The organism is Robertmurraya kyonggiensis (assembly GCF_005116465.1).
Lineage (GTDB): Bacteria > Bacillota > Bacilli > Bacillales > Cytobacillaceae > Robertmurraya > Robertmurraya kyonggiensis.
Window position 1 is genome coordinate 511,321 of record NZ_SWBM01000002.1, and the last position, 20,604, is coordinate 531,924.

A 20,604-nucleotide genomic window follows, 5' to 3' on the forward strand; every position below is an offset into this window, starting at 1 on the left:
AATCACCCTTTCTAAGGAATAAACGTTATCCTGCAAGGAGACCCTTAAACTAAGGTCGGTGATATGCAGTGGATTTTCCAACGATACATACAAATTTCTGGGACGCGGTCATCGCCATTCCGATTGTGATGGTGTTGACCCAAGTCCTTAAATTGTTCCTTAAGGTTCCGAAAAAATATGTGCCATTAATGGCTCTTATCATCGGTTTATGTATCTCAATTTTTTTTGCCCATCGAGGAGATTTCGTCGCAGGTGTATTCATGGGCTATTTTTATGGGTATTCTGCAATTGGGAGCTATGCATCCTTGAAAACAACGATTCGTTCTTATCGAAACCCTCATAATTCTGAAAAGAAAGATTACTAACATAGGTATTGAACAAATCCGCTATTCATGTTTTAATTTTTGTATTAATTTTTTATACTTTTTAGTATAAAAACATATTAGAGGAGAAGCAACATGTTTGTATTGGAAGGAGTTATTCAGTTACGGCGGATCAAGGGTTCTGATGTGCTGGAGATTGATAATGTGCCGATTGCAAAAGCACTGAGTGATTATAATGGAAAGCAGATAGAGCTTCATGTTGGGGATGCTTCATTTAAAGGTGAAGCTGAAATCTTTTATTTTGAAGGTTCGCAAGTCTATCATAGGGGTATAAAGTACGTAAATGACTTTTTCATTGACGAGTATGATATGATTGAGTTTCTGGAAAGGCTGGAGGGTGAGTCTGTGAGGCTCGCGATTTCGGCAGAGAGCTGAAACTTTTTTATAAAAGGCTGTTTTCGTAAAGATTGTTTTTTTCTATCGAAAAAAACCTGTTGTTAAAATCCTAGTACCGATTTTAACGTAGTAATAGCCATTTGGTGCATCGTATCTCGCTTATAAAACCAAGGAGGTGGAACAGCTATGGGAATTGTCATTGTTGACATTTGTGATGCAAGCTTAATCAAGGCACTTGATATTGAAACGATTTTAGAAGAAGAATATCCAGAGGTTGCAGTGATTGAAAGTAGCTGTCTATCTTTCTGTGGTATGTGTGCAAAACGGCCATACGCCATCGTGAATGGGAAAAAGATTTTTGCGAAAACGGCCGAAGAATGTCTTGAATTAATCAAAAAACAAATTGAAATCGAACTATCGATTTTTGCATAAGCAGCAAGAGGAGGAAACGTTTTGAAGGTAGATCAAAAAGTATACGACATTACGATTATTGGTGGAGGTCCAGTGGGACTGTTCACAGCATTTTACGGAGGTATGAGACAGCTTTCTGTGAAAATCATTGAGAGTCTTCCACAACTAGGTGGGCAATTGTCTACTTTATATCCGGAAAAATATATTTATGATATAGCTGGATTTCCAAAGGTTCGCGCTCAGGAGCTTGTCGATCGTTTGAAGGAGCAAATGTCTATTTTTTCACAAACAATTGTTTTAGGACAGACTGTCGAAGGGTTAGAAAAAGAAGAAAACGGCAATTTTAAATTAACAACAGGTGAAGAGGTACACTACTCAAAAGCTGTTATCATTACAGCAGGCGTTGGAGCATTCCAACCGCGCCGAATTGAGCTTGAAAATGGGGCACAGTATGAAGGCAAGAATCTGCATTACTTCATAAATGATTTGAACCATTTTGCTGGTAAAAAAGTAGTGGTCTTCGGCGGGGGAGATTCTGCGGTTGACTGGGCTATGATGCTCGAACCTATTGCTGAAAAAGTAACGCTTGTGCACCGTCGTGATAAATTCCGTGCGCATGAACACAGTGTTGAAAACCTTAAGAATTCAAAGGTTGAGATTAAGACACCTTATGTTCCTGCTGAATTAATTGGTGACGAAAATCAAATCAACCAAGTTGTGTTGCAACATGTAACGACTGAAGAGAAGGAAACGCTCGATGTCGATGCCGTTATCGTCAATTATGGTTTCGTGTCTGCATTAGGGCCGATTAAGGAATGGGGACTCGATATTGAGAGAAACTCCATTATCGTTAACTCCAAAATGGAAACAAATATCGAAGGCGTTTATGCTGTAGGGGATATTTGTACGTATGAAGGCAAAGTGAAGTTGATCGCAAGTGGATTTGGTGAAGCTCCAGTTGCTATTAACGCAGCTAAGCATTATGTTGACCCAACTGCGAAAAAGCATGTCCCGCATAGTTCGGACCTATTCAAATAATTTGTAGCATCTCGGGTGAGGTATGCCCGAGATGTATTTTTACATAGTTTTTATACTTTTTAGTTGAAAAAGTACGCAAAAGAAAATACAATGAAAAGGTAAACATTACATATTGGGAGGAATTCACATGTCTAAATACGAATTACCAGCATTGCCTTATGCAAACAACGCACTTGAGCCACATATCGATGAAACAACAATGATGATCCACCACGATCGTCACCATGCAACTTATGTAAACAACTTAAATGCAGCACTTGAAGGTCACGACGATTTAGCAAGCAAGAGCATTGAAGAATTAATCGCGAACCTTGATGCTGTTCCTGAAAGCATCCGTACAGCTGTACGTAACAACGGTGGTGGTCATGCGAACCACAGCCTATTCTGGACACTTCTTTCACCAGCAGGTGGCGGAAATCCAACAGGCGAAGTAGCAGAAGCAATCGATGCTGCATTCGGTAGCTTTGATGAGTTCAAAGCAGAATTCGCAAAAGCAGCAGCAGGCCGTTTCGGTTCTGGTTGGGCTTGGTTAGTTGTTGACAATGGTCAACTTGCAATTACTAGCACACCAAACCAAGATAGCCCGGTAATGGAAGGTAAGGCTCCAATCCTTGGTCTCGATGTTTGGGAGCATGCTTACTACCTGAACTATCAAAACAGACGCCCTGACTACGTTCAAGCATTCTTCAATGTAGTAAATTGGGATGAAGTGAACAAGCTTTTTGCAGCTACAAAATAAGATTGTTATAATATCTTCCTAAAATGAAGATAATATTAAAAAAGACCATTCGGTGCTAGTAACACCAAATGGTCCTGTAACAAAATAGTATCGCTTCAAAAGCGATCAGCGATTAGGACAGAAAACCGCCCAGGCTGGCAAGCTCAAGGGGCGGTTTTACTTTTTTCTAGAAAAAGTATATGCCAAAGCTACAACAGACACGATCAAGGTTGCAAAACCGATCATGAGAGTCAAGCCTTCATATACTGACATCGGCATCATCTCCTTCCCTTTTCGCAAAATTTGGCTGAAAAGTTTCAGAATAAGAGATGCCGACCGCCCTTGAACACACTATTTCGTTACTTCTTCATTATTGCCACTTATCCGTTCTTCTAATAAGCGTCCGTTCCATTTTTAGACCTGAATGAGAAATTTACAATGATCATTGCCGTCAGTTTTACAGCTAACACGGCGAACATCCTTCGTACCCAGGACTTTCTTAAATAAATTTGTTTCGCATTGACACGCGGTTTTAAATTCATTCGCTACGGCCATAATCGGGCAATTATATTCAATCAACTCAAATGTTTGTGCATCAATTTCTGTGACATCTGCCATATATCCCTTTTCGTTCTGGATATTAGCGATCTCATGAATTTTTTCTTTATTTGTCTTTTTCGCGAGTCTTTTTGTATATTCCGAAGTGAGACGTTCTTCCCGTTTCTGGAATAATTTTTGAATGGAATCCTCTCCATACAGTTCTTTCATATCTTCTAAAAATTCGAGAGTAAGACCTTCGTAATTTTTCGGGAACAAGTTGTCCCCAGTATCGGTTAGGAGATACATTTGAAGCGGTCTTCCAATCGGTTGTTTGATTTCCTTCGACGAAATGATGTTGTCTTTTTGCAGGCTATCAAGATGTTTTCTGACTGCCATATGAGAAATGCTTAAATGGTCGGTGAGTTCGTTCACCGTGACGGAGCCTTGTCTTTTAAGCAAATCAAGGATTCGCTCTTTCGTTGTGATTTTTGCAGCCAAGAAAAACACCTCGATTCTTTGTAAAATAAAAAGCAGTGCCAAGCACTACTGAACGACGACTATATTATAGTTAATTATACTTGAAAGTATAAAAAAATAAAAGGCGCACTATTCTATGAAGCATTTGTCTGACTTCACAATTTCTGCACATCTTTTTGGTAAAACTATTCATAACTACCAAAGGAGGATACTTTTATGCAGAAAAAACGACATGGTTTATTCTTGTTGATAGGCGCACTATTATTCGCATTAACGGCTTGTTCCGATGAGAAGGAAGAAACTGCCGATGCAGAGAAAGTGGAACGTGCTGAAGGAACGGGCCATGAACATATGGATATGTCTAGTTCAGGAGAAGTACCAGAAGGATTGAAGGAAGCGGAAAATCCAACATTTGAAGTTGGAAGCAAAGCGATTATTGTGTCCGACCATATGGAAGGAATGAAGGGAGCCGAAGCGACAATCGTTGGGGCTTATAGCACCACCGTTTATGCGGTTTCTTATACACCGACAACTGGTGGAGACAAGGTAGAAAATCACAAATGGGTCATTCATGAAGAACTGATTGATGCAGGAGAAAAGCCATTGGCACCTGGTGCCGAAGTGAAAACGGATGCCGCCCATATGGAAGGGATGGCAGATGCGACGGTGACGATTGATACAGCAGAAGATACAACAGTGTATATGGTCGATTTCACAACGACGGATGGGCAAGAAGTGAAAAATCATAAATGGGTAACGGAGAACGAGCTTTCTCCAGTGAAGTGATCTGTCTCAGATTTTGAGGCAGATTTTTTTTCGGCTCTGTATAGCTCCGCAACTTTTTCATGCGGACATACTTCAATGGAAATCGAAAAATAGAGTCTTCATGAAACGTTCATGCGGACATACTTCAATGGAAATCGAAAAATAGAGTCTTCATGAAGCGTTCATGCGGACATACTTCAATGGAAATCGAAAAATAGAGTCTTCATGAAGCGTTCATGCGGACATACTTCAATGGAAATTGAAAAATAGAGTCTTCATGAAGCGTTCATGCGGACATACTTCAATGGAAATTGAAAAATAGAGTCTTCATGAAGCGTTCATGCGGACATACTTCAATGGAAATCGAAAAATAGAGTCTTCATGAAGCGTTCATGCGGACATACTTCAATAGGAATTGAGAAATAGTGTCTTCATGAATCGTTCATGTGTGGACATATTCTACGAGAAATCCATAAATATTGATTCATGCCCCGTCTATGAAGACCACCCCAATGATAGATACCATTTCTGGTGAATCTAATTTTCAATTATGTCCACAAATCGTCCACGAAATATCCATTGTTTCTGCATAGTTTTGCCATACAGTGAACACTGTTAAATCACAGATAAGCAGGTGGTAAACAAGGATGAAAGCTAAGTGGCTTATGTTATTTTTAATCATTTTATTTGTATTTCCTCAGACCTCTGTAGCAGATGAGGGGCACTCTCATTCCGATGAACTTTCAGAGGATATTGAGGGATTCTTAAATGGAAAAGAGAGCGAGCATGAAGACCATGGTGACATGTCGCACACCGAAGACGAAACTGTCTCCCATGACGAGTATGGCACCACTACACACGAAGACTCTTCCGAAAGTAGCCAAGGTCATGGTCACGGAGGACCGGTGGTCGAAACGCGGCCAAATTACACCATCTTAAGTGTATTCGGTCTTATTAATCTCGCATTTATCAGCATTGGTTTGTGGAACAAAAAGAAGGGAGGCATCCAAGTCTATGGAAAGAAAGCCTAACGAGATCAAGCAACCTATCAACCTATTAGACATTCCATTCGTAAAACGATTCATTCAAAGCAAATGGTATCCGGGCATCTTTCAATGGGCGACCATGGTGGTGTTCTCCGTTATTGTATTTGAACTGGTTATCGGCACGGTTAATCCGAGTAAAAACTTTGGGACTTCCCTTACGTGGGTACTGTGGTGGCCGATTATTCCTGTCTTGTTTATTGTGGCAGGAAGGTTTTGGTGCGCCATTTGTCCGTTTGGAAAGCTAAGTGACATCGTTCGGAAACTAGTCGGCAGTGAAAGACCAATGCCTAAATTCTTGAAGAAATACGGCATCTGGTTGATCGACTTGTTCTTTATTTTAATCACCTGGAGTGACCATGTCTGGGGCATTGTTGAATCACCTAGAGGCTCGGGGTATTTACTTCTTGCACTCGTAACCATGGTCGTCGGAACATCCGTTTTTTACGAAAGAAGAACGTTTTGTAAGACTCTGTGTTTCCTTGGGGGTCTAGCAGGAAACTACTCGCGTGCTGGCATGGTGGAACTACGAGGAACACCGGACATCTGTCGTACTTGTAAAACACAGTCTTGTTTTAAAGGAAATGAACAAGTAGAAGGCTGTCCGATGTTTCAATTTGTGCGCACGATGGATTCAAGTGCAGACTGCAATCTTTGTGGAAACTGTGTGAAGACTTGTCCAAATAATTCGATTCATATTTCGCCACGCATTCCGACGAAGGAATTGTGGGGCATTAAGAAACCAAAGCTTGAGCATGCGGCATTAGCAACGGTGATTATGGGCATCGTCTTTGTCCAAAACATTACCATGCTGGAAATTTGGGAAGATATTTTAGGTGTCATCGGCTCTGTAACTGGAACGGTAAACTATACGGTGAATTTCACAGTTGCCTTTGTGTTATCAATGCTACTCCCTGTGCTTTTATTAATGGGGACGGCGAAAACTTCTGTTTTGTTAAAAGGGAACTCTGAAAAGGTGAAGGAAAACTTTGTTCGCTTTGGCTATGCCATTATTCCGTTAGATCTCGCGGGACACCTCGCTCATAATTTGTTTCATATTTTAACAGAGGGAAAAGCGATCTGGTTTAACACTGCTGGGCTGTTTGGAGCGAACATCAGCGGTGAACTTAGCCTTTTATCAGGTAGTACGGTGCAGTTCATGCAATATGGCATCATCCTTTTAGGCTTTATTTGCTCTGTCTATACGATCAATCGCATTGGAAAAAAAGCGTCGTTCACACAACTAGCTCCATACTATGCTTTGATGATCGTCCTAACGGTGGCAAATCTCTATTTATTTGCCTTGCCAATGGTCCATCGAGTCTAAACGGAAGGAACAGTTACATACTAAAATAGGGCGGGGTATTTACTCCGCCCATTTGTATCCAACTCCCCAAACTGTTTGCAAATACTCTTCAGCAGGGAATCCGGCTTTTCTAAGCTTATCTCGTAAATTCCGAACATGAGAATCGACAGTCCGATCCTCGGTGTTTCCATCATAGCCCCAAATGGTTACGATTAGATGTTCACGTGAGAACACTTTATTCTGATGACTTAAAAATAAATCCATCATCGCAAATTCCTTTGGAGTTAACGGAATATCCTTTCCTTCATATTGAAGCTGGTAGGAATCCTGATCCAACAAAAGACCTTGATTGGTCTCTTTTTTATGCCGTCTCAATACAGCTCTGATTCTCGCAGTCAGTTCTTCTTCATCAAATGGTTTGGAAAGATAATCGTCTGCACCAAAATTTAGTCCCTTAACGACGTCGGACTTTTCGCTCATCGCAGTCAGCATAATGATTGGCGTGTCCCACTTTTTTCGAATCTCCTGACAGGCTTCCCAGCCGTCCATCTCCGGCATCATGATGTCTAGTAAAATGAGGTCAACCGAATGGAATTGTAAATAGGCCAACGCATCCTTTGCCGACTCTTTTTTGATACAGGTGTAGCCAAGAGGGGAAAGGTACAACGACAATAGATCCAACATCATCGGTTCGTCATCAATTAACAAAATCGTATTCATCGCTCATTCCCCTTTAAAAATGATCTCAAATCTCGTTCCGTGATGCTCGATACTTGTCACCGTAATTTCTCCACCATGGGCGTGAACGAGTTCCTGCACAATTGCGAGACCAAGTCCAGTCCCACCAAGTGATCTTGTTCGAGACTTTTCAACTCGGTAAAAGCGATTAAAAATATAGGGGAGATCCTTTTCAGGGATCCCTTTTCCGTTGTCTGCAATGACAATATGGGTAGAATTCCTATTTTTCCAAGCTTCGAGCTTAACGGTGGAGCCTTTCGCTGAATACTTCCTCGCATTATCGAGTAGATTGATGAGAATCTGTTCTAGCTTGACCGGATCGGCAATGACTTCAATATTTGGTTCACAACTGAGCTTGAATTCCTGTTCAAAAGCTCGAGTGATTTTTTCTTCCAATTTTTTTAAAAAGGGACTTAGTTGAATCCGTTCTTTTTCAATTACAAACGTGTTTTGATCCATTTGCGCCAAATCAAATAGCTCTTTGATCAAGCCAGTTAACCGATCTGTTTCTTCCTTGATAATGTTGAGATATTTGTTGCGCTCTTCGTCGCTTAGATTTCGTTTGCTCACAATATCCGCGTATCCTTTTATATAGGTAAGAGGTGTGCGTAGTTCATGAGAAATGCTCGCGAGAAATTCATTTCGCTGTTCTTTTAAATAGCTGAGCTCGGTTGCGAGCGTCTCGATCGAGTTGGCCAAATCGCCAAGCTCGTCCTTAGAGGTAATCGGTAAAGATACGGAAAAATCGCCTTTGCTAATTTGATAGGTTGCTTCTTTCATTTTTAGAAGCGGTTTCGTGATGCCTTTCGATAAAAAGATAATAATAATCACAGTGAAAAAGACCGATACCCATCCGGCTAAAAGAAAATGCTCATTCAAACTTTCCATTAACGAATGAACGGATTTTGTGTTCTCGAACATGAAGACGTAGCCTTTTATTTGCCCAGTTTCACCAATCGGGCTGACGGTCGCAATATATGGTTCTTCTTGCCAATTATCTTCTAAAATTTTGGTTTCAGTTGGTATCGTCAAATATTTTTCGAACTTCTGGATTGATCCGGAAGCACCTAGTACCTCTCCATCAGGGTCAACAATGACCACATCAGTCGTTGATTCAGACTCCATCAAGACAACATGCGCAATCGTTTCTTGCGTAAAATGTTTTTCCAATACTACTTTATGTGAATTTCCCCGCGCCTGTAGTGCGTGCAGTTCTTCTTCAATACGATTGTCGGCAATACCAATATGTAAAAAGAAAAACATCGACGACAAAAGGCCAAAAATAATAATAAAGAAGAGGATTCCGAGTTTAATAGATAGTTTTTTCAAAAAGATCACCTCTCCCCATTTTACTTGGAAAATGTGAAGAATGAATGCAGAAAAAAGAAATTGATGTGAAAACCGGAGTGAAGAATAGACTTACCTGCTTAGATTAAATATTTAGCAGGTGAATGGAACATTGGTAGTAAAACAAAAAAGTACAACGATTTTTTATAATGAATATTTCTAAAAAGTATTGAATTCTTTCAGTGTTAACAGAACTTTTGTAAATTAATTCCCAAAATTTGTTGAATCGAATTTAGCCTTATGTTATTGTTTAACTATCTTGCATTACAAAATAGTTGTAGTGTATATTCTTGCTGAACTATGTTGCATAGCAAGTTAGTATTGCCATGCAGTTGGGAGGGAATACATTGTCATCAAGTCAAATACTAAAAGGTATATTAGAAGGTTGTCTCCTATCCATAATTTCTAAGGGAGAGACATATGGGTATGAAATGATGGAAAAATTAAATAGTTATGGGTTTTCAATGGTGAGCGAAGGCAGTATTTATCCTTTATTACTTCGTATGAAAAAGGAGGGGCTTGTCACAACTAGCCAAAAAGAACTTCCTTCGGGAGGACCGAAGCGCAAATATTACTCTTTGACGGATAAAGGAAGAGACGAGCTAAGTGAATTTAAGGAGCGTTGGAGTGATATAGCAAATAGTGTAAATAAATTGCTAGGAGAGGAAGGTTAATTTCATGAAAATTTCAAAGGATAGCCGTGAATTTTTAGAGAATTTAAGGCTTTATTTATTTTCCAGTGGTAAAAATGGAAAAGAAATTGAAGAAATAATTGGGGAATTAGAAGATCATTTATTTGAAGCTGAAAAGAATGGGAAGAACGTAGAAGATATTATCGGGAAGACACCTAAAGAATATATGGAACAAATTGCAAATGAAATGTCCATTGATATTAAGGGATTGCTAAAATATATACCCATTATAGTGATAGGGGCATTTTCATATATTTTACTAGGGGATGCTATACGAGGAGAATTAGAATACTCAGTATTTGAAATGGTGGGTTATCCATTTATTTTCTTATTTTCTTTGTTACTTACATCGGTTTTATTTAAATATGTTGCAAGTAACAAAATATCAAAAATCAAAGAGTGGTTCATGTTTGGGGTTATGGGTTCGACGCCACTAGTTTTATTTATTGCATTAATCTTTCTAGACAGATTTTATCATACACCAGCTATTCAACTTGGGGTTGTTGGAAAAGTTATCGCAATCATTTTACCAATTTTAGTTTTCGTTGGAATAGCAATTTGGAGTAAAACGTGGGTATCTATTGTTCTTCCAATAATTTTATTTTTTCCAGAGTTTATTTTAGATAGAACTGACCTTGTAGAGAGTACAAAATTAACTGTAAGTGGCATTATTGTCCCTGTGTGTTTTGTTGCTTATGCTCTCATCGTGATGAAAATAGAGAAAAATAAAGAGAAAAAGCTAACGGAGCAGTAGATTTTCAGAAGGCCATTCAATGATGGCCTTCATAATTGTACGTATGGTTCACTTATATACATTATAGATGAACCATCGGACCTTCCTTGCTTTTACTCATCATTGGATCATTCGCAAAAATTGTTTTGTACGTTCTTCTTTTGGTGCAACAAAAATCTGCTCGGGCTTGCCTTTCTCAACGACGACGCCATCCTCCATAAAAATGACCTCATTGGCCACCTCCTTGGCAAAGCGCATTTCATGCGTTACAACAACCATGGTCATGCCTTCTTTGGCGAGATCTTTCATGACTTTTAATACTTCGCCGACAAGTTCCGGGTCAAGTGCTGAAGTCGGTTCGTCAAATAGCATGACATTTGGTTCCATTGCTAAGGCTCGAGCGATTCCAACACGCTGCTGTTGCCCACCGGATAACTGAAAAGGGTAGTAGTCGATTTTATAGCCAAGGCCAACTTTCGCAAGTATAGCCTCAGCCTTTTTTCGAACAGCTTCTCGATCTTCTTTTTTCACTACTAGCGGTCCTTCCATCACGTTTTCCAACGCCGTTTTATGAGGAAAAAGGTTGTAGCTTTGAAACACCATGCCGGTCTGCCTTCTGAATTCGGCAATTTCTCTATTGGAAACTCGGTGCGAAAAATCGAGCGTTTTTCCCCCTATTGAGACGACGCCACTTGTGGGTGCCTCTAGAATATTTAAGCATCGTAGCAATGTTGTTTTACCAGAACCGGAAGGGCCGATTACTACGACCACTTGGCCTTTTTCAACGGAAAGATCAATTCCTTTTAATACTTCTAATTGGTCGAAGCTTTTTGTTAAACCTTCAATGGAAATCATTTTGTAAACTCCTTATTTTTCGGTGTATCGATCGAGTCGCGCTTCCAGTCTTCCTTGACCAATCGATAAGATGAAGCAGATGATCCAGTAAAGTATGGCTGCCTCCGAGTATAAAAGCAAGAACTCGTAGTTGGTAGCAGCAATTTCCTGCGCGCGCCGGAACATTTCTGTGACTAGAATAAGCGATGCGAGAGATGTATCTTTTATCAAACTAATAAATGTGTTGGAAAGGGGTGGGACGGAAACTCTTGATGCTTGTGGTAAAATGATGCGTCTCATGGCTTGGGTGTAGGACATGCCAATCGAGTATCCCGCCTCCCATTGTCCTTTTGGAATCGATAATATCGCTGCACGTATGACTTCGGACGCATATGCACCGATATTTAATGAAAAACCGATGATAGCAGAAGGGAAGGGGTCAATTGTTAAGCCAATCGTCGGCAGGCCGTAAAAGATGATGAATAATTGCACTAAGAGCGGTGTGCCTCGGATGGCTGAAACATAAATTCGTGCGATGATTTGTAGTATTCTAATCTTTGAAATGCGTGCTAAGGCTGTTAATACGGCTAAAATGAGTCCCAGTACAAAGGTAATGAGGGTGAGTGGGATCGTATATAAAATAGCCCCCTCCAGCATAGGCAGGAGGGAACTTTGCGCGATTTCGACTAGCCGATCGAGTCTTTCTGGATCCGCGATTATGCTATTTAAGTACATCTTCACCAAACCATTTCTCAGAAATTTTTAGGTATGTCCCATCGTCAATCATGTCTTTTAGTGCCTTGTTGACTTCTTCTACAAGGGTATCACTATTTTTTCTGAACATGAGACCACTTTGGGAAGCATCATCGTGTGTGGACGCAATTTTCACATTGGCATCAGGTCGTTGCTTCAAATAATCGAGGACAGTTAACTTATCATTAATCGTGACGTCAACGCGGCCAGAGTTTAAGAGTTCGATTGCTTGGTTAAAGCCTTCTACCCCAACAAGTTCAGCTCCATATTGCTTCGCGATATCACCGTAATTACTTGTTAACGACTGGGCCGATTTTAATCCCTTTATATCCTCGAAATTTTTGATGTTCTCATTATCCTTTGGAACCACCAGTACGGCTGCTGAAGTAATATAAGGGTCGGAAAAATCATATTTTTCTTGGCGATCCTCGCGAATCCCAACCTGATTGGCGATCATATCAAATCGCTTTGCATCAAGACCTGCAAACATGGCATCCCATTGGGTTTCTAAAAATTCAGGTTCCACGTCGAGTCTTTTCGCGACTTCTTTCGCGATTTCTACATCGAACCCAGTGAGGTCTCCTTTATCATCATGAAAAGTAAAAGGAGGGTAGGTACCTTCAGTTCCGATTAATAGTTTTCCTTCATCTTTTACCTTAGAAAGGAGGTCGTCTCCTTTATCTGTTGTTTCCTCTTTTTCAGTTTCATCGTTTTCGTTGTTTCCACAGCTAGCTAAAAAGGCAAGTCCAAAGCATAATAGCAGGATGAAAAATAGACGGAATTTCTTGTTCACTGTTCTCTGCCTCCTCAAATTCTTCATATAGGAATAATCTTCCCAACAAGTTGGGCTTTTATGATTTGTTATTTCGAGGGCCCATTTTAGGGTTAGACCGATATATTGTGCGGAAGACCGAAATATTTATTTGAAGACCAATATAATTTGGATAAAGACCGATATATTGCAACGAAGACCGATAAAAATTTATAAAGACCGATATCCTGTTTTGGGAGGGGCTGCACTCTAACGCGTTTAAGCCGATATAATTGATTTTTCGCCGATATATCTGGATTTCCGCCGATATATTTCTTTTTTCGCCGATAAAGTCACCAAAACCGCCGATATATGGCAACTACACAGACACACGAATAGAAATTCAAATAGACAACTATCACACACCCGCATACCCTCCAAAAACAACAAAAAAACCGCCCCAAAACTGGGACGGTGCATCAAATTCCATTATTTCATTTCCATTTCCGTACGACCGGCGACCAGCACAACGGCTTTCTCCTCGCCGATATTTTTCACTTTATGCGGAACGCACGTGTTACAGCAAAAAGAATCCCCTTCTTCTAATACCACGGATTCTTCGCCTTGTTCAGCAATGACTTTTCCCTGCAAGACCAAATGGCATTCTTGTCCTGCCTGTGCATCTGAATTTTCCATAGTCGCACCAGGGGGAAGCTCTAACATGTTCATTTTCAAACTGCCAATCGAACCGACAAGCTCTATTTTTGAATCCTTATCGAAGGATTGAGTTCTTTCATTTTTACGTACTACTTGGAGCTGCTCTTTTTTTTCTAACAACAAATACGGCAAAGGTACTTCCAAAAAATTGGCAATCGTTTGCAATGTGCTGATCGATGGAGAAGTGTTGTTGTTTTCCACATTGCTGATAAATCCTTTAGAAAGTCCTGTTGCTTCACACATTTGCGCAATTGTAATTTTTTTTCTGTTTCGGATAGCGCGAATCTTCGACCCAATATCCACCTTAACACCTCCAACCGTTTCTTAATAGAAAACTTAATTCTATATTAGCAAAAAAATGTTTGACAATCCATAGTGGATTTTGTTATCTTATAAATATAAATTATTCATATTAAGAAACTAATTGCTCATCAAGAGTTTTTCTTAGTATGAGTTAAAATTCCATTATCTAATTTGTATGGAATTTTACCGAATAATTCATTCTAATAAAGTAAAACTGGTGGTGCAGCTACATGGGTTTCTTAGACAAACTTTTTAAGAAAACAACTAAGGAGGAAGAAGTAATGACTGAAAAACTTAACATCGGGATTATCTTAGGTAGTACACGTGACGGACGCGTAAGTCCTCAAGTTGGAGAATGGGTAAAATCAATCGCTGACAAGCGTGGAGATGCAAACTACGAAATCGTAGATATCGCTGAATATAAATTACCTTTACTAGGTGAAGGCGAAGCACCAGGCGCTGCTGCTTGGAATGAAAAACTTAATAGCTTAGATGGATTTGTATTTATTGTTCAAGAATACAACCACAGTATTACTGGAGCTCTTAAAAATGCTCTTGACTATGCTCGTGAAGCTTGGAACAACAAATCTGCTGGTATTGTCAGCTATGGTTCAACTGGTGGGGCTCGTGCAGCAGAACACCTACGAGGAATTATGGGAGAATTAATGATTGCGGACGTTCGTACACATCCAACATTATCTTTATTCACTGACTTTGAAAACTTCTCAACTTTCAAGCCACAAGATATGCACTTAGATAACGTGAACTTAATGCTTGACCAAGTTAACGCTTGGGGTAAAGCTTTAAAAACAATTCGCTAAAACAAAAAAAGGTTAATCATGCCGCAAATGGCTGATTAACCTTTTTTGTTTTAGAATGCACCCGAACCTCCACCGCCGCCACCAACACCGCCGCCTCCACCAGTCGTACTGGATGTGGTGTTTACAGTGGATTGTGTGGTCCGATCGGCTGATTGAAAATGAGAAGAGGCCAGTGGACCAATCAGGAATAACGAATTGAAAACGAACCAATCATCCTGATTGTGATGAGCAGGGCGCTGGAACGATTGAATCAGCTCTTTATTCCGAGCGATAACATTTTTATCGTTCATGCCGATTCCAAAAATATAGCCGCGCATTTGTTCATCTGTAGATAAGTCTTCCCATTCCTTCGTAGAAAGTCTCCCTAATCGCTCCTTCATCAATCGCCAGCCGGTCTTAATCTGTATGCCTTCCGTTGTCTTTGGCCTATAAACGAGAGCTAAGATTAAATAAGCCACAAATAAACCAAAGCATGCGAAGAACCATCCAAATAGTTCGTACACTAACACATAAATTCCAAAACCAAACAAAAAGATACTGAAAGTAGCAAACAGCCAACGGAGCTTTCCGTTCTTTTCAAACAAGTTTTTTTCTTTTACTTCTTGCTGGACAGCCTGCTGCCACTGGGTCATTTTCGTGTGGTATTTCTCATGATTACTCTTCCTTTTTGTGTAGGCCTTTAAATCCGCAAAACTAAATTCTCCGCGAGAGCCAATTTCGTCAAATAAAAATTTCATTAGCATTTGCTCATGCTCTAAGGCACCAGCCGAACTTACGAATTGAAAACGGTCATCCTCTAACTTCTTAACATAACCTTTTCGCACCAAATCTAGGAGTGCAGCTGCTATCGCATCAGCAGGAAGAAGGCCTTTAATAAAATAGAGTGTTGCCGGCATGCTCAATTCTTCCTTCGGAATGAGAGAAGATTGCTCGCTTCTTCGTTCGACCTCTAATTCTCTTGCCCTTGCTCGCATGTAAGCCACAATTCCAAACAGCAACAGGATTCCCGTAAATACGATTACTACTACGAAAGAAACGCTATCAAGAGTTTCTCTCATTTCCGCACGTGCAGCGGCTTTTTCGTAAAGATCCTGTCTGTCCTGTAATATCGAATCCTTCATATTTTTATCGGCGGCTATACTCGCACTTGGAAAAATGGCGGCATCATAGGCGACGCGTATATCTCCATTTTCACCTTCTGGAACTTCACCTAGTTGAAAAATCACTGAACCGTCGTTTTGGACCATTTCGGTATCAAAGGCTTCATCGTCCCCATAGGCAATCACATTGGATGTTTCGCTAGGTGGATGAACAACGATGGTCATGTTTTCATAAGGTGACTCATTCCGATCATCGAAAAATGGCCAATAAAATTCCGCTACATCGGCATATTTATCGATCCCGTTTTTGATCGTATAAGCTAGATCAACGGTAATTAATTCATCTTCGCCTTTGCGATAAATCTTATATAAATCATCTTCCTTTTCCACCTTCAAAGAATTCCCGTTCTCACTCGCCTTGAGCTTTGAAATACTCGTACCTTTTTTCGGGATAATTTCGCGCGTTATCCCGTTAAAGTCCCCATCAAAGGAATACGTATGGGTTTCCTGAACTTCGACGTTCCCATTCTCTTGTAAAAAAGCATCGATTCTCACCTGGGTAATCATAAAGTCAGCAGCCCAGCTCGTTATCGGAAACAAGAATAACACGGTCAATAAACTAACAAATATTGCTGGAAAAATTTTTCTAATCACGATGAACACCTCTCCTTTAATCGATATACGAAAGTTGGTAAAAAAAGGTTTCACTTTATAGGGATAATTTCCTGTTGAAAAGTCTCGTTTTCTGTCGATATAGAGTAAAACACAACTATTTTACTAAAGAAAGAGGCATGAAGGAATATGAAAAAAATTGTTCCTAAATTTAGCATGGGCTTAGGAAAGAAGTTATATGTTACTTTTGCAGTTATGTTAGTGATACCTATGTTTATTGTTAGTTATTTTGCTTTTTCTAGCGCTGAAGGTAAGTTAAAAGAGGTGCTTTTAGATGGGGCAGAAAGTAACGTTTCATTATTAAACTCGAATCTTGATTATACTTTCTCTCCTAAAGTACATGATGCCAACTTTTTTTCAGAAACGATCACTTCAGATATATATGGAGATGGAAGTGAAGACTCTGTTATTGTACAAAAATTAAAGCAGTATATCGGACTTCATCCAGAAGTTCAAACTGTTTATGTAGGGACATCCGATGGGCGAATGATTACATACCCAGAAATCGAATTGCCTGCAGATTTTGATCCGACCGCTCGTCAGTGGTATACAGATGCAGAGTCAAAAAATGGTCAAGCTATTGTAAGCAGTCCGTATGTGGATGCAGGTACGGGTGATATGGTTGTAACCGTTTCTCAGTCAATCGGTGATGGATCGGGTGTATTCGGAATCGATATGAATATTACCGAGCTTCAAGAAGTGACGAAAGATGTGGTTATTGGTGAAAAAGGCTATGCGATTTTACTCGACCAAAATAAGAATTATGTCGTTGCACCAAATGTAGAAGTTGGTGCACCAGCCGAAGAAAAGTTTTTTGACAATCTTTATAAGAAAGAATCAGGCCGCTTTAGCTATTCATTTAATGGTGATGAAAAAGAAATGGCTTTTGTCACCAACGAAATCACTGGTTGGAAAATTGCGGGCACATTCTATACACAGGAAGTTAGGGATGCAGCTCAACCGATCATCACGACAAATCTAGTTGTCATGGTGATTGCCTTTTTAATCGGTGCTATCATTGTGGTCTTAATTGTTCGTTCGATTACAAAGAGATTAAATAATTTGCAGAAAAAAGCCAAGCAAATTGGTGAAGGTGATTTAACGGAAGCGATCGAGTCTAATTCAAAGGATGAGATAGGTCAGTTGAGTCGTTCCTTTAGCGAAATGCAAGGAAATCTTCGCGAACTACTAAGTACGATTCAAGACAATTCTGTTCAACTTGCTGCGTCATCAGATGAATTAACGGCAAGTGCTGAGCAAACAAGCCAAGCAACTGAGCAGGTAGCATCTGCGATTGTAGAGGTAGCAAGTGGAGCAGAAAAACAAACTCATAGTATTGATGAGTCAGTAGCTGCCATCAATGAAGTCTCTCAAGGTTCGATGTTAATTGCCAAAAGTGCTCTTGTTGTGACTGACTTAACTAAGGAAACAACAGACAAGGCAGAAGAAGGTGGCCAATCGGTGAGCAAAACGGTAAGCCAAATGGAATCTATTTCTTTATCTGTCCAAGAGTCGAACGAAATTATTCAGTTGTTGGCGAAGCGTTCACATGAAATTGGCTCCATTCTTGAAGTGATTACTGGGATCTCTGATGAAACGAACCTTCTTGCCCTAAATGCAGCAATTGAAGCAGCTCGCGCTGGCGAAGCTGGAAAAGGATTTGCCGTCGTTGCCGATTCAGTAAGAAAATTAGCGGAGCAATCGCAAGCGTCTGCCAAACAAATTGCTGAAATCATTCAAGCGATTCAAAAGGATACAGATACGACTGTGAAGAAGATGAATCAAGTAACCAATGATGTGAATGATGGGCTCGATGTTTCGAAGGAAGCTATTCGCCGATTCAACGACATTTTAACTAGTATGAGAGACATTATTCCACAAATGGAGAATATTTCTTCTACGGCTCAGCAAATGTCAGCAGGTCTACAAGAAGTAGATGTAACGGTTATGGAAATTGCTGATACAGCAAAAAGTAACGCAGCGACATCTGAGGAAGTGGCAGCATCAACAGAAGAGCAATTGGCATCGATGGAGGAAATCTCTCTATCTGCCAAATCTCTTTCAGAAATGGCTGACGATTTACAAAGTCTAATCAAAAAATATAAGTTTTAATAATAATAGAGTAGCTTTGAACTTCATTCTCATATGGATGTAGCTTTGAAGGCTACTCTATTTTTTCGTAAGTATGGTGTGAATTTGAGGTATAGCGAGCACTAAAATATCCCCTTCGACATTGTTAAATAATGGTATAATAGTCACATGGAAAGGTCTGGGAGGGAACAACTTGAAAGAAAGGTATTTGTTGATCGGATTGTTGCTCGTGGTCCTTAGTTGGGGTGGGAATTACCTGTATTTCGAATCTAAGCAACTAGATGAACCGATATTTATGGAACATTTTTATGAAAAAGCACTGCCTATTCGAAGCGAAGATGAGGATATTGACTATTATGAATCAGAAGGGATTCAGCTAACTTTTTTCTATTTAACGAACAAATATGCTCCTTTGGAAGTAGTGGAGGTTCGTATTGATGGTGCTGAAGTGTATGTGGATTCTGGTGGATTTGACTACGACTTTTTTGGGGATAGTCAGCCAACCCAGCATGTGGAGCAAGAATTCTCTCATTATTATTTAAAGTCTGTAACGGTGGGGATTCGTCCGGAGGTTTTCGTGACAGGTAAGCCGGGGGATAGATGGACATTTGAAAATATGGAAGTGTATTTTGATAATCATGAAAAGATGACTGCGAATATTGGGAAAGTTGCTTTGCTTATAAATGATTCTACTCCTGAAATTCTCGAACAACGGATGGGTTCAGGTAGCAATGATGGTCAAAGCAAGGGCGTATTTGTTAGTTTAAAGCCGTTGACTGTAGAAGACATATCAGTGCCTTTCGCGAATGAAATATCAGATGTTTTCAAAGCAAAGGTAGATATTGGCCGAGGTGAAATAGAGTTGCGGGAGGACCTTGAGGATGGGGAGGATATGCCGAGTTGGTATGATGATCGGTCTGTAGACTGGGAAAATACTCCGGGCATATTGCTTAAGGATGTAGAATTTCCATTTGAGATGGAGAAAAATGAGAGGCTAAGTCTGAATATGTTTCTTAATCCAGAACGTACTAGTTTTCTTGAGCTGGCTTCAAAAATAACTGGAACAACGGAATCTGGGGAGTCGTTTGTTAGCTATGCGGGTATTATCGATCATCCTTATATAATTCAGCGCGCTATTGAACAGTTGATCGCTGAGAAAGAGGGTGAAAAAGAATGATGCAGTCTTCTTTTCGAAAAATTTTCTGGGGTCTATTGCTTATATTGTTGGAGATTCATATTGTTGTGATTGATATTTTGCCTGACCCACTTGGGTATTTTCTTGTTTTTTCGGGAGTTAGCGCACTGGAAATGGAGAAGAATGCTTCAGGTGACAGAAATAAGGTAAAAACAATGGCACTGGCTCTTTTGTTCATATCGATTCCTACTATTTTTGTCCAGAATACACCAAATGAAGTTGTCTCACCTTATTCAATATGGCCTACATATATGACGGGTCTAGGTATCTTAAAGCTTGTTCTAGTATTTTACCTTTTAAAGTTTATGACAAGGATAGCTCAAGAATGGGGAGTAGGAGAACTAGTCAAGCGAACCGAGCAAACTGGCAAAGTATACATAACAGCTACATTAATAGTAATACTAATTCAGTCTTTTTTAGTAAATCTGACGGAGGGATGGGCGACTGGTCTAAGTGTGGTCACTATTATTGTCAGTCTAATTATGGAAGTCACTCTTCTCATATTAGTTCATAAATTTGGGAAAGTGCCTCCTGTTACAGTTCAGGAAAGCTAAGAAATGTTTATTAAGAGAGTGAAGTTGGTTTAGCTATATGAGCATGATTTGATAGAAAACGTCGCGAAAAGTATAGATTTTCGGACGTTTTTTTTGTGAGGTTAGGATGGACTTTTCATGCGGACATCTTTCACTGGCTTCTTGCAATAGTTGTCTTTATGAAGGCTTCGAGACCACTGAAAAACATTTCCATAAAAATGGAAACCACAAAGATTTAATCAAAAAGAAAAAAACCTCCATTTTGGTATAATAGAACTGTCGAAGAACTAATAACCAAATGGGGGTT

The 20,604-nt window shown here is 39.9% G+C and carries 23 protein-coding genes; 14 read left to right on the top strand and 9 right to left on the bottom strand.

Going from position 1 to position 20,604, the window contains the following annotated elements; genetic code table 11:
• The first annotated feature begins 68 nt into the window (after positions 1-68).
• The 5 genes from FA727_RS13650 (at position 69) to FA727_RS13670 (ending at position 2,907) form a co-directional block, all read left to right on the top strand.
• The gene (locus tag FA727_RS13650) at positions 69-365 is read left to right on the top strand and encodes a hypothetical protein (protein ID WP_136831670.1); all 297 of its coding nucleotides are present in this window, start codon (positions 69-71) and stop codon (positions 363-365) included.
• Positions 366-458: 93 nt separating this feature from the next.
• Positions 459-758, top strand: a complete 300-nt coding sequence (locus FA727_RS13655; RefSeq protein WP_136831672.1) for a hypothetical protein — start codon at positions 459-461, stop codon at positions 756-758.
• A 147-nt stretch (positions 759-905) separates the two neighbouring features.
• Positions 906-1,151: a YuzB family protein gene (locus FA727_RS13660; protein WP_136831674.1), complete on the top strand. Its 246-nt coding sequence runs from the start codon at positions 906-908 to the stop codon at positions 1,149-1,151.
• A 21-nt stretch (positions 1,152-1,172) separates the two neighbouring features.
• Positions 1,173-2,168, top strand: coding sequence for an NAD(P)/FAD-dependent oxidoreductase (locus FA727_RS13665; protein ID WP_136831676.1), 996 nt, complete (start codon positions 1,173-1,175; stop codon positions 2,166-2,168).
• A gap of 127 nt (positions 2,169-2,295) precedes the next feature.
• Entirely contained in the window at positions 2,296-2,907 is a 612-nt protein-coding gene (locus FA727_RS13670) for a superoxide dismutase (RefSeq protein WP_136831678.1), read from the top strand.
• Positions 2,908-3,063: 156 nt separating this feature from the next.
• On the opposite strand, the gene FA727_RS24670 is transcribed toward FA727_RS13670, so the two are convergent.
• Together FA727_RS24670 and FA727_RS13675 are read right to left on the bottom strand one after the other, a co-directional pair.
• Positions 3,064-3,159, bottom strand: a complete 96-nt coding sequence (locus tag FA727_RS24670) for a putative holin-like toxin (RefSeq protein WP_220096739.1) — start codon at positions 3,157-3,159, stop codon at positions 3,064-3,066.
• A gap of 141 nt (positions 3,160-3,300) precedes the next feature.
• A complete protein-coding gene (locus tag FA727_RS13675; protein ID WP_136831680.1) occupies positions 3,301-3,924 on the bottom strand; it encodes a helix-turn-helix transcriptional regulator in 624 nt (207 codons plus the stop codon).
• Positions 3,925-4,119: 195 nt separating this feature from the next.
• Between FA727_RS13675 and FA727_RS13680 the strand changes: the two genes are divergently transcribed.
• From FA727_RS13680 to FA727_RS13690, 3 genes are all read left to right on the top strand, one after another.
• Positions 4,120-4,689 (top strand): YdhK family protein, encoded by a 570-nt coding sequence (locus FA727_RS13680; RefSeq protein WP_136831682.1) that lies wholly within the window; start codon positions 4,120-4,122, stop codon positions 4,687-4,689.
• Positions 4,690-5,315: 626 nt separating this feature from the next.
• Positions 5,316-5,699 carry a hypothetical protein gene (locus FA727_RS13685; protein WP_136831684.1) on the top strand — a complete coding sequence of 128 codons (384 nt, stop codon included), beginning with the start codon at positions 5,316-5,318 and terminating at the stop codon, positions 5,697-5,699.
• Positions 5,683-7,038, top strand: coding sequence for a 4Fe-4S binding protein (locus FA727_RS13690; RefSeq protein ID WP_136831686.1), 1,356 nt, complete (start codon positions 5,683-5,685; stop codon positions 7,036-7,038). Before FA727_RS13685 ends, FA727_RS13690 begins: the two co-directional genes overlap by 17 nt.
• 39 nt (positions 7,039-7,077) lie before the next feature.
• On the opposite strand, the gene FA727_RS13695 is transcribed toward FA727_RS13690, so the two are convergent.
• Both FA727_RS13695 and FA727_RS13700 read right to left on the bottom strand, forming a co-directional pair.
• The gene (locus tag FA727_RS13695) at positions 7,078-7,737 is read right to left on the bottom strand and encodes a response regulator transcription factor (protein ID WP_136831688.1); all 660 of its coding nucleotides are present in this window, start codon (positions 7,735-7,737) and stop codon (positions 7,078-7,080) included.
• A gap of 3 nt (positions 7,738-7,740) precedes the next feature.
• The gene (locus FA727_RS13700; RefSeq protein ID WP_136831690.1) at positions 7,741-9,084 is read right to left on the bottom strand and encodes a sensor histidine kinase; all 1,344 of its coding nucleotides are present in this window, start codon (positions 9,082-9,084) and stop codon (positions 7,741-7,743) included.
• A gap of 365 nt (positions 9,085-9,449) precedes the next feature.
• Here FA727_RS13700 and FA727_RS13705 point away from each other — a divergent pair, with 365 nt between their 5' ends.
• Both FA727_RS13705 and FA727_RS13710 read left to right on the top strand, forming a co-directional pair.
• Entirely contained in the window at positions 9,450-9,776 is a 327-nt protein-coding gene (locus FA727_RS13705) for a PadR family transcriptional regulator (protein ID WP_136831692.1), read from the top strand.
• A 4-nt stretch (positions 9,777-9,780) separates the two neighbouring features.
• Entirely contained in the window at positions 9,781-10,548 is a 768-nt protein-coding gene (locus FA727_RS13710; protein ID WP_136831694.1) for an HAAS domain-containing protein, read from the top strand.
• Positions 10,549-10,647: 99 nt separating this feature from the next.
• Here the strand turns inward: FA727_RS13710 and FA727_RS13715 are convergent, their stop codons facing one another.
• The 4 genes from FA727_RS13715 to FA727_RS13730 all read right to left on the bottom strand — a co-directional run bounded on the left by FA727_RS13715 (position 10,648) and on the right by FA727_RS13730 (position 13,885).
• On the bottom strand, positions 10,648-11,382 hold the full coding sequence (locus FA727_RS13715; protein ID WP_136831696.1) for an amino acid ABC transporter ATP-binding protein: 735 nt from the start codon (positions 11,380-11,382) through the stop codon (positions 10,648-10,650).
• A 12-nt stretch (positions 11,383-11,394) separates the two neighbouring features.
• A complete protein-coding gene (locus FA727_RS13720; RefSeq protein ID WP_136831754.1) occupies positions 11,395-12,096 on the bottom strand; it encodes an amino acid ABC transporter permease in 702 nt (233 codons plus the stop codon).
• Positions 12,083-12,907, bottom strand: a complete 825-nt coding sequence (locus FA727_RS13725) for an amino acid ABC transporter substrate-binding protein (RefSeq protein ID WP_246041879.1) — start codon at positions 12,905-12,907, stop codon at positions 12,083-12,085. The genes FA727_RS13720 and FA727_RS13725 overlap by 14 nt, the downstream gene beginning before the upstream one ends.
• Positions 12,908-13,354: 447 nt before the next feature.
• Positions 13,355-13,885, bottom strand: coding sequence for a helix-turn-helix domain-containing protein (locus FA727_RS13730; RefSeq protein WP_136831700.1), 531 nt, complete (start codon positions 13,883-13,885; stop codon positions 13,355-13,357).
• Positions 13,886-14,115: 230 nt separating this feature from the next.
• Between FA727_RS13730 and FA727_RS13735 the strand changes: the two genes are divergently transcribed.
• The gene (locus FA727_RS13735) at positions 14,116-14,706 is read left to right on the top strand and encodes an NADPH-dependent FMN reductase (RefSeq protein ID WP_136831702.1); all 591 of its coding nucleotides are present in this window, start codon (positions 14,116-14,118) and stop codon (positions 14,704-14,706) included.
• Positions 14,707-14,756: 50 nt separating this feature from the next.
• On the opposite strand, the gene FA727_RS13740 is transcribed toward FA727_RS13735, so the two are convergent.
• Entirely contained in the window at positions 14,757-16,460 is a 1,704-nt protein-coding gene (locus FA727_RS13740) for a DUF2207 domain-containing protein (RefSeq protein WP_136831704.1), read from the bottom strand.
• A gap of 147 nt (positions 16,461-16,607) precedes the next feature.
• Here FA727_RS13740 and FA727_RS13745 point away from each other — a divergent pair, with 147 nt between their 5' ends.
• The 3 genes from FA727_RS13745 to FA727_RS13755 all read left to right on the top strand — a co-directional run bounded on the left by FA727_RS13745 (position 16,608) and on the right by FA727_RS13755 (position 20,318).
• Positions 16,608-18,590 (top strand): methyl-accepting chemotaxis protein, encoded by a 1,983-nt coding sequence (locus tag FA727_RS13745; protein ID WP_136831706.1) that lies wholly within the window; start codon positions 16,608-16,610, stop codon positions 18,588-18,590.
• 172 nt (positions 18,591-18,762) lie between these two features.
• Positions 18,763-19,746, top strand: coding sequence for a hypothetical protein (locus FA727_RS13750; protein WP_136831708.1), 984 nt, complete (start codon positions 18,763-18,765; stop codon positions 19,744-19,746).
• 47 nt (positions 19,747-19,793) lie between these two features.
• Positions 19,794-20,318, top strand: a complete 525-nt coding sequence (locus FA727_RS13755; RefSeq protein ID WP_158318872.1) for a hypothetical protein — start codon at positions 19,794-19,796, stop codon at positions 20,316-20,318.
• Positions 20,319-20,604 lie beyond the last annotated feature (286 nt).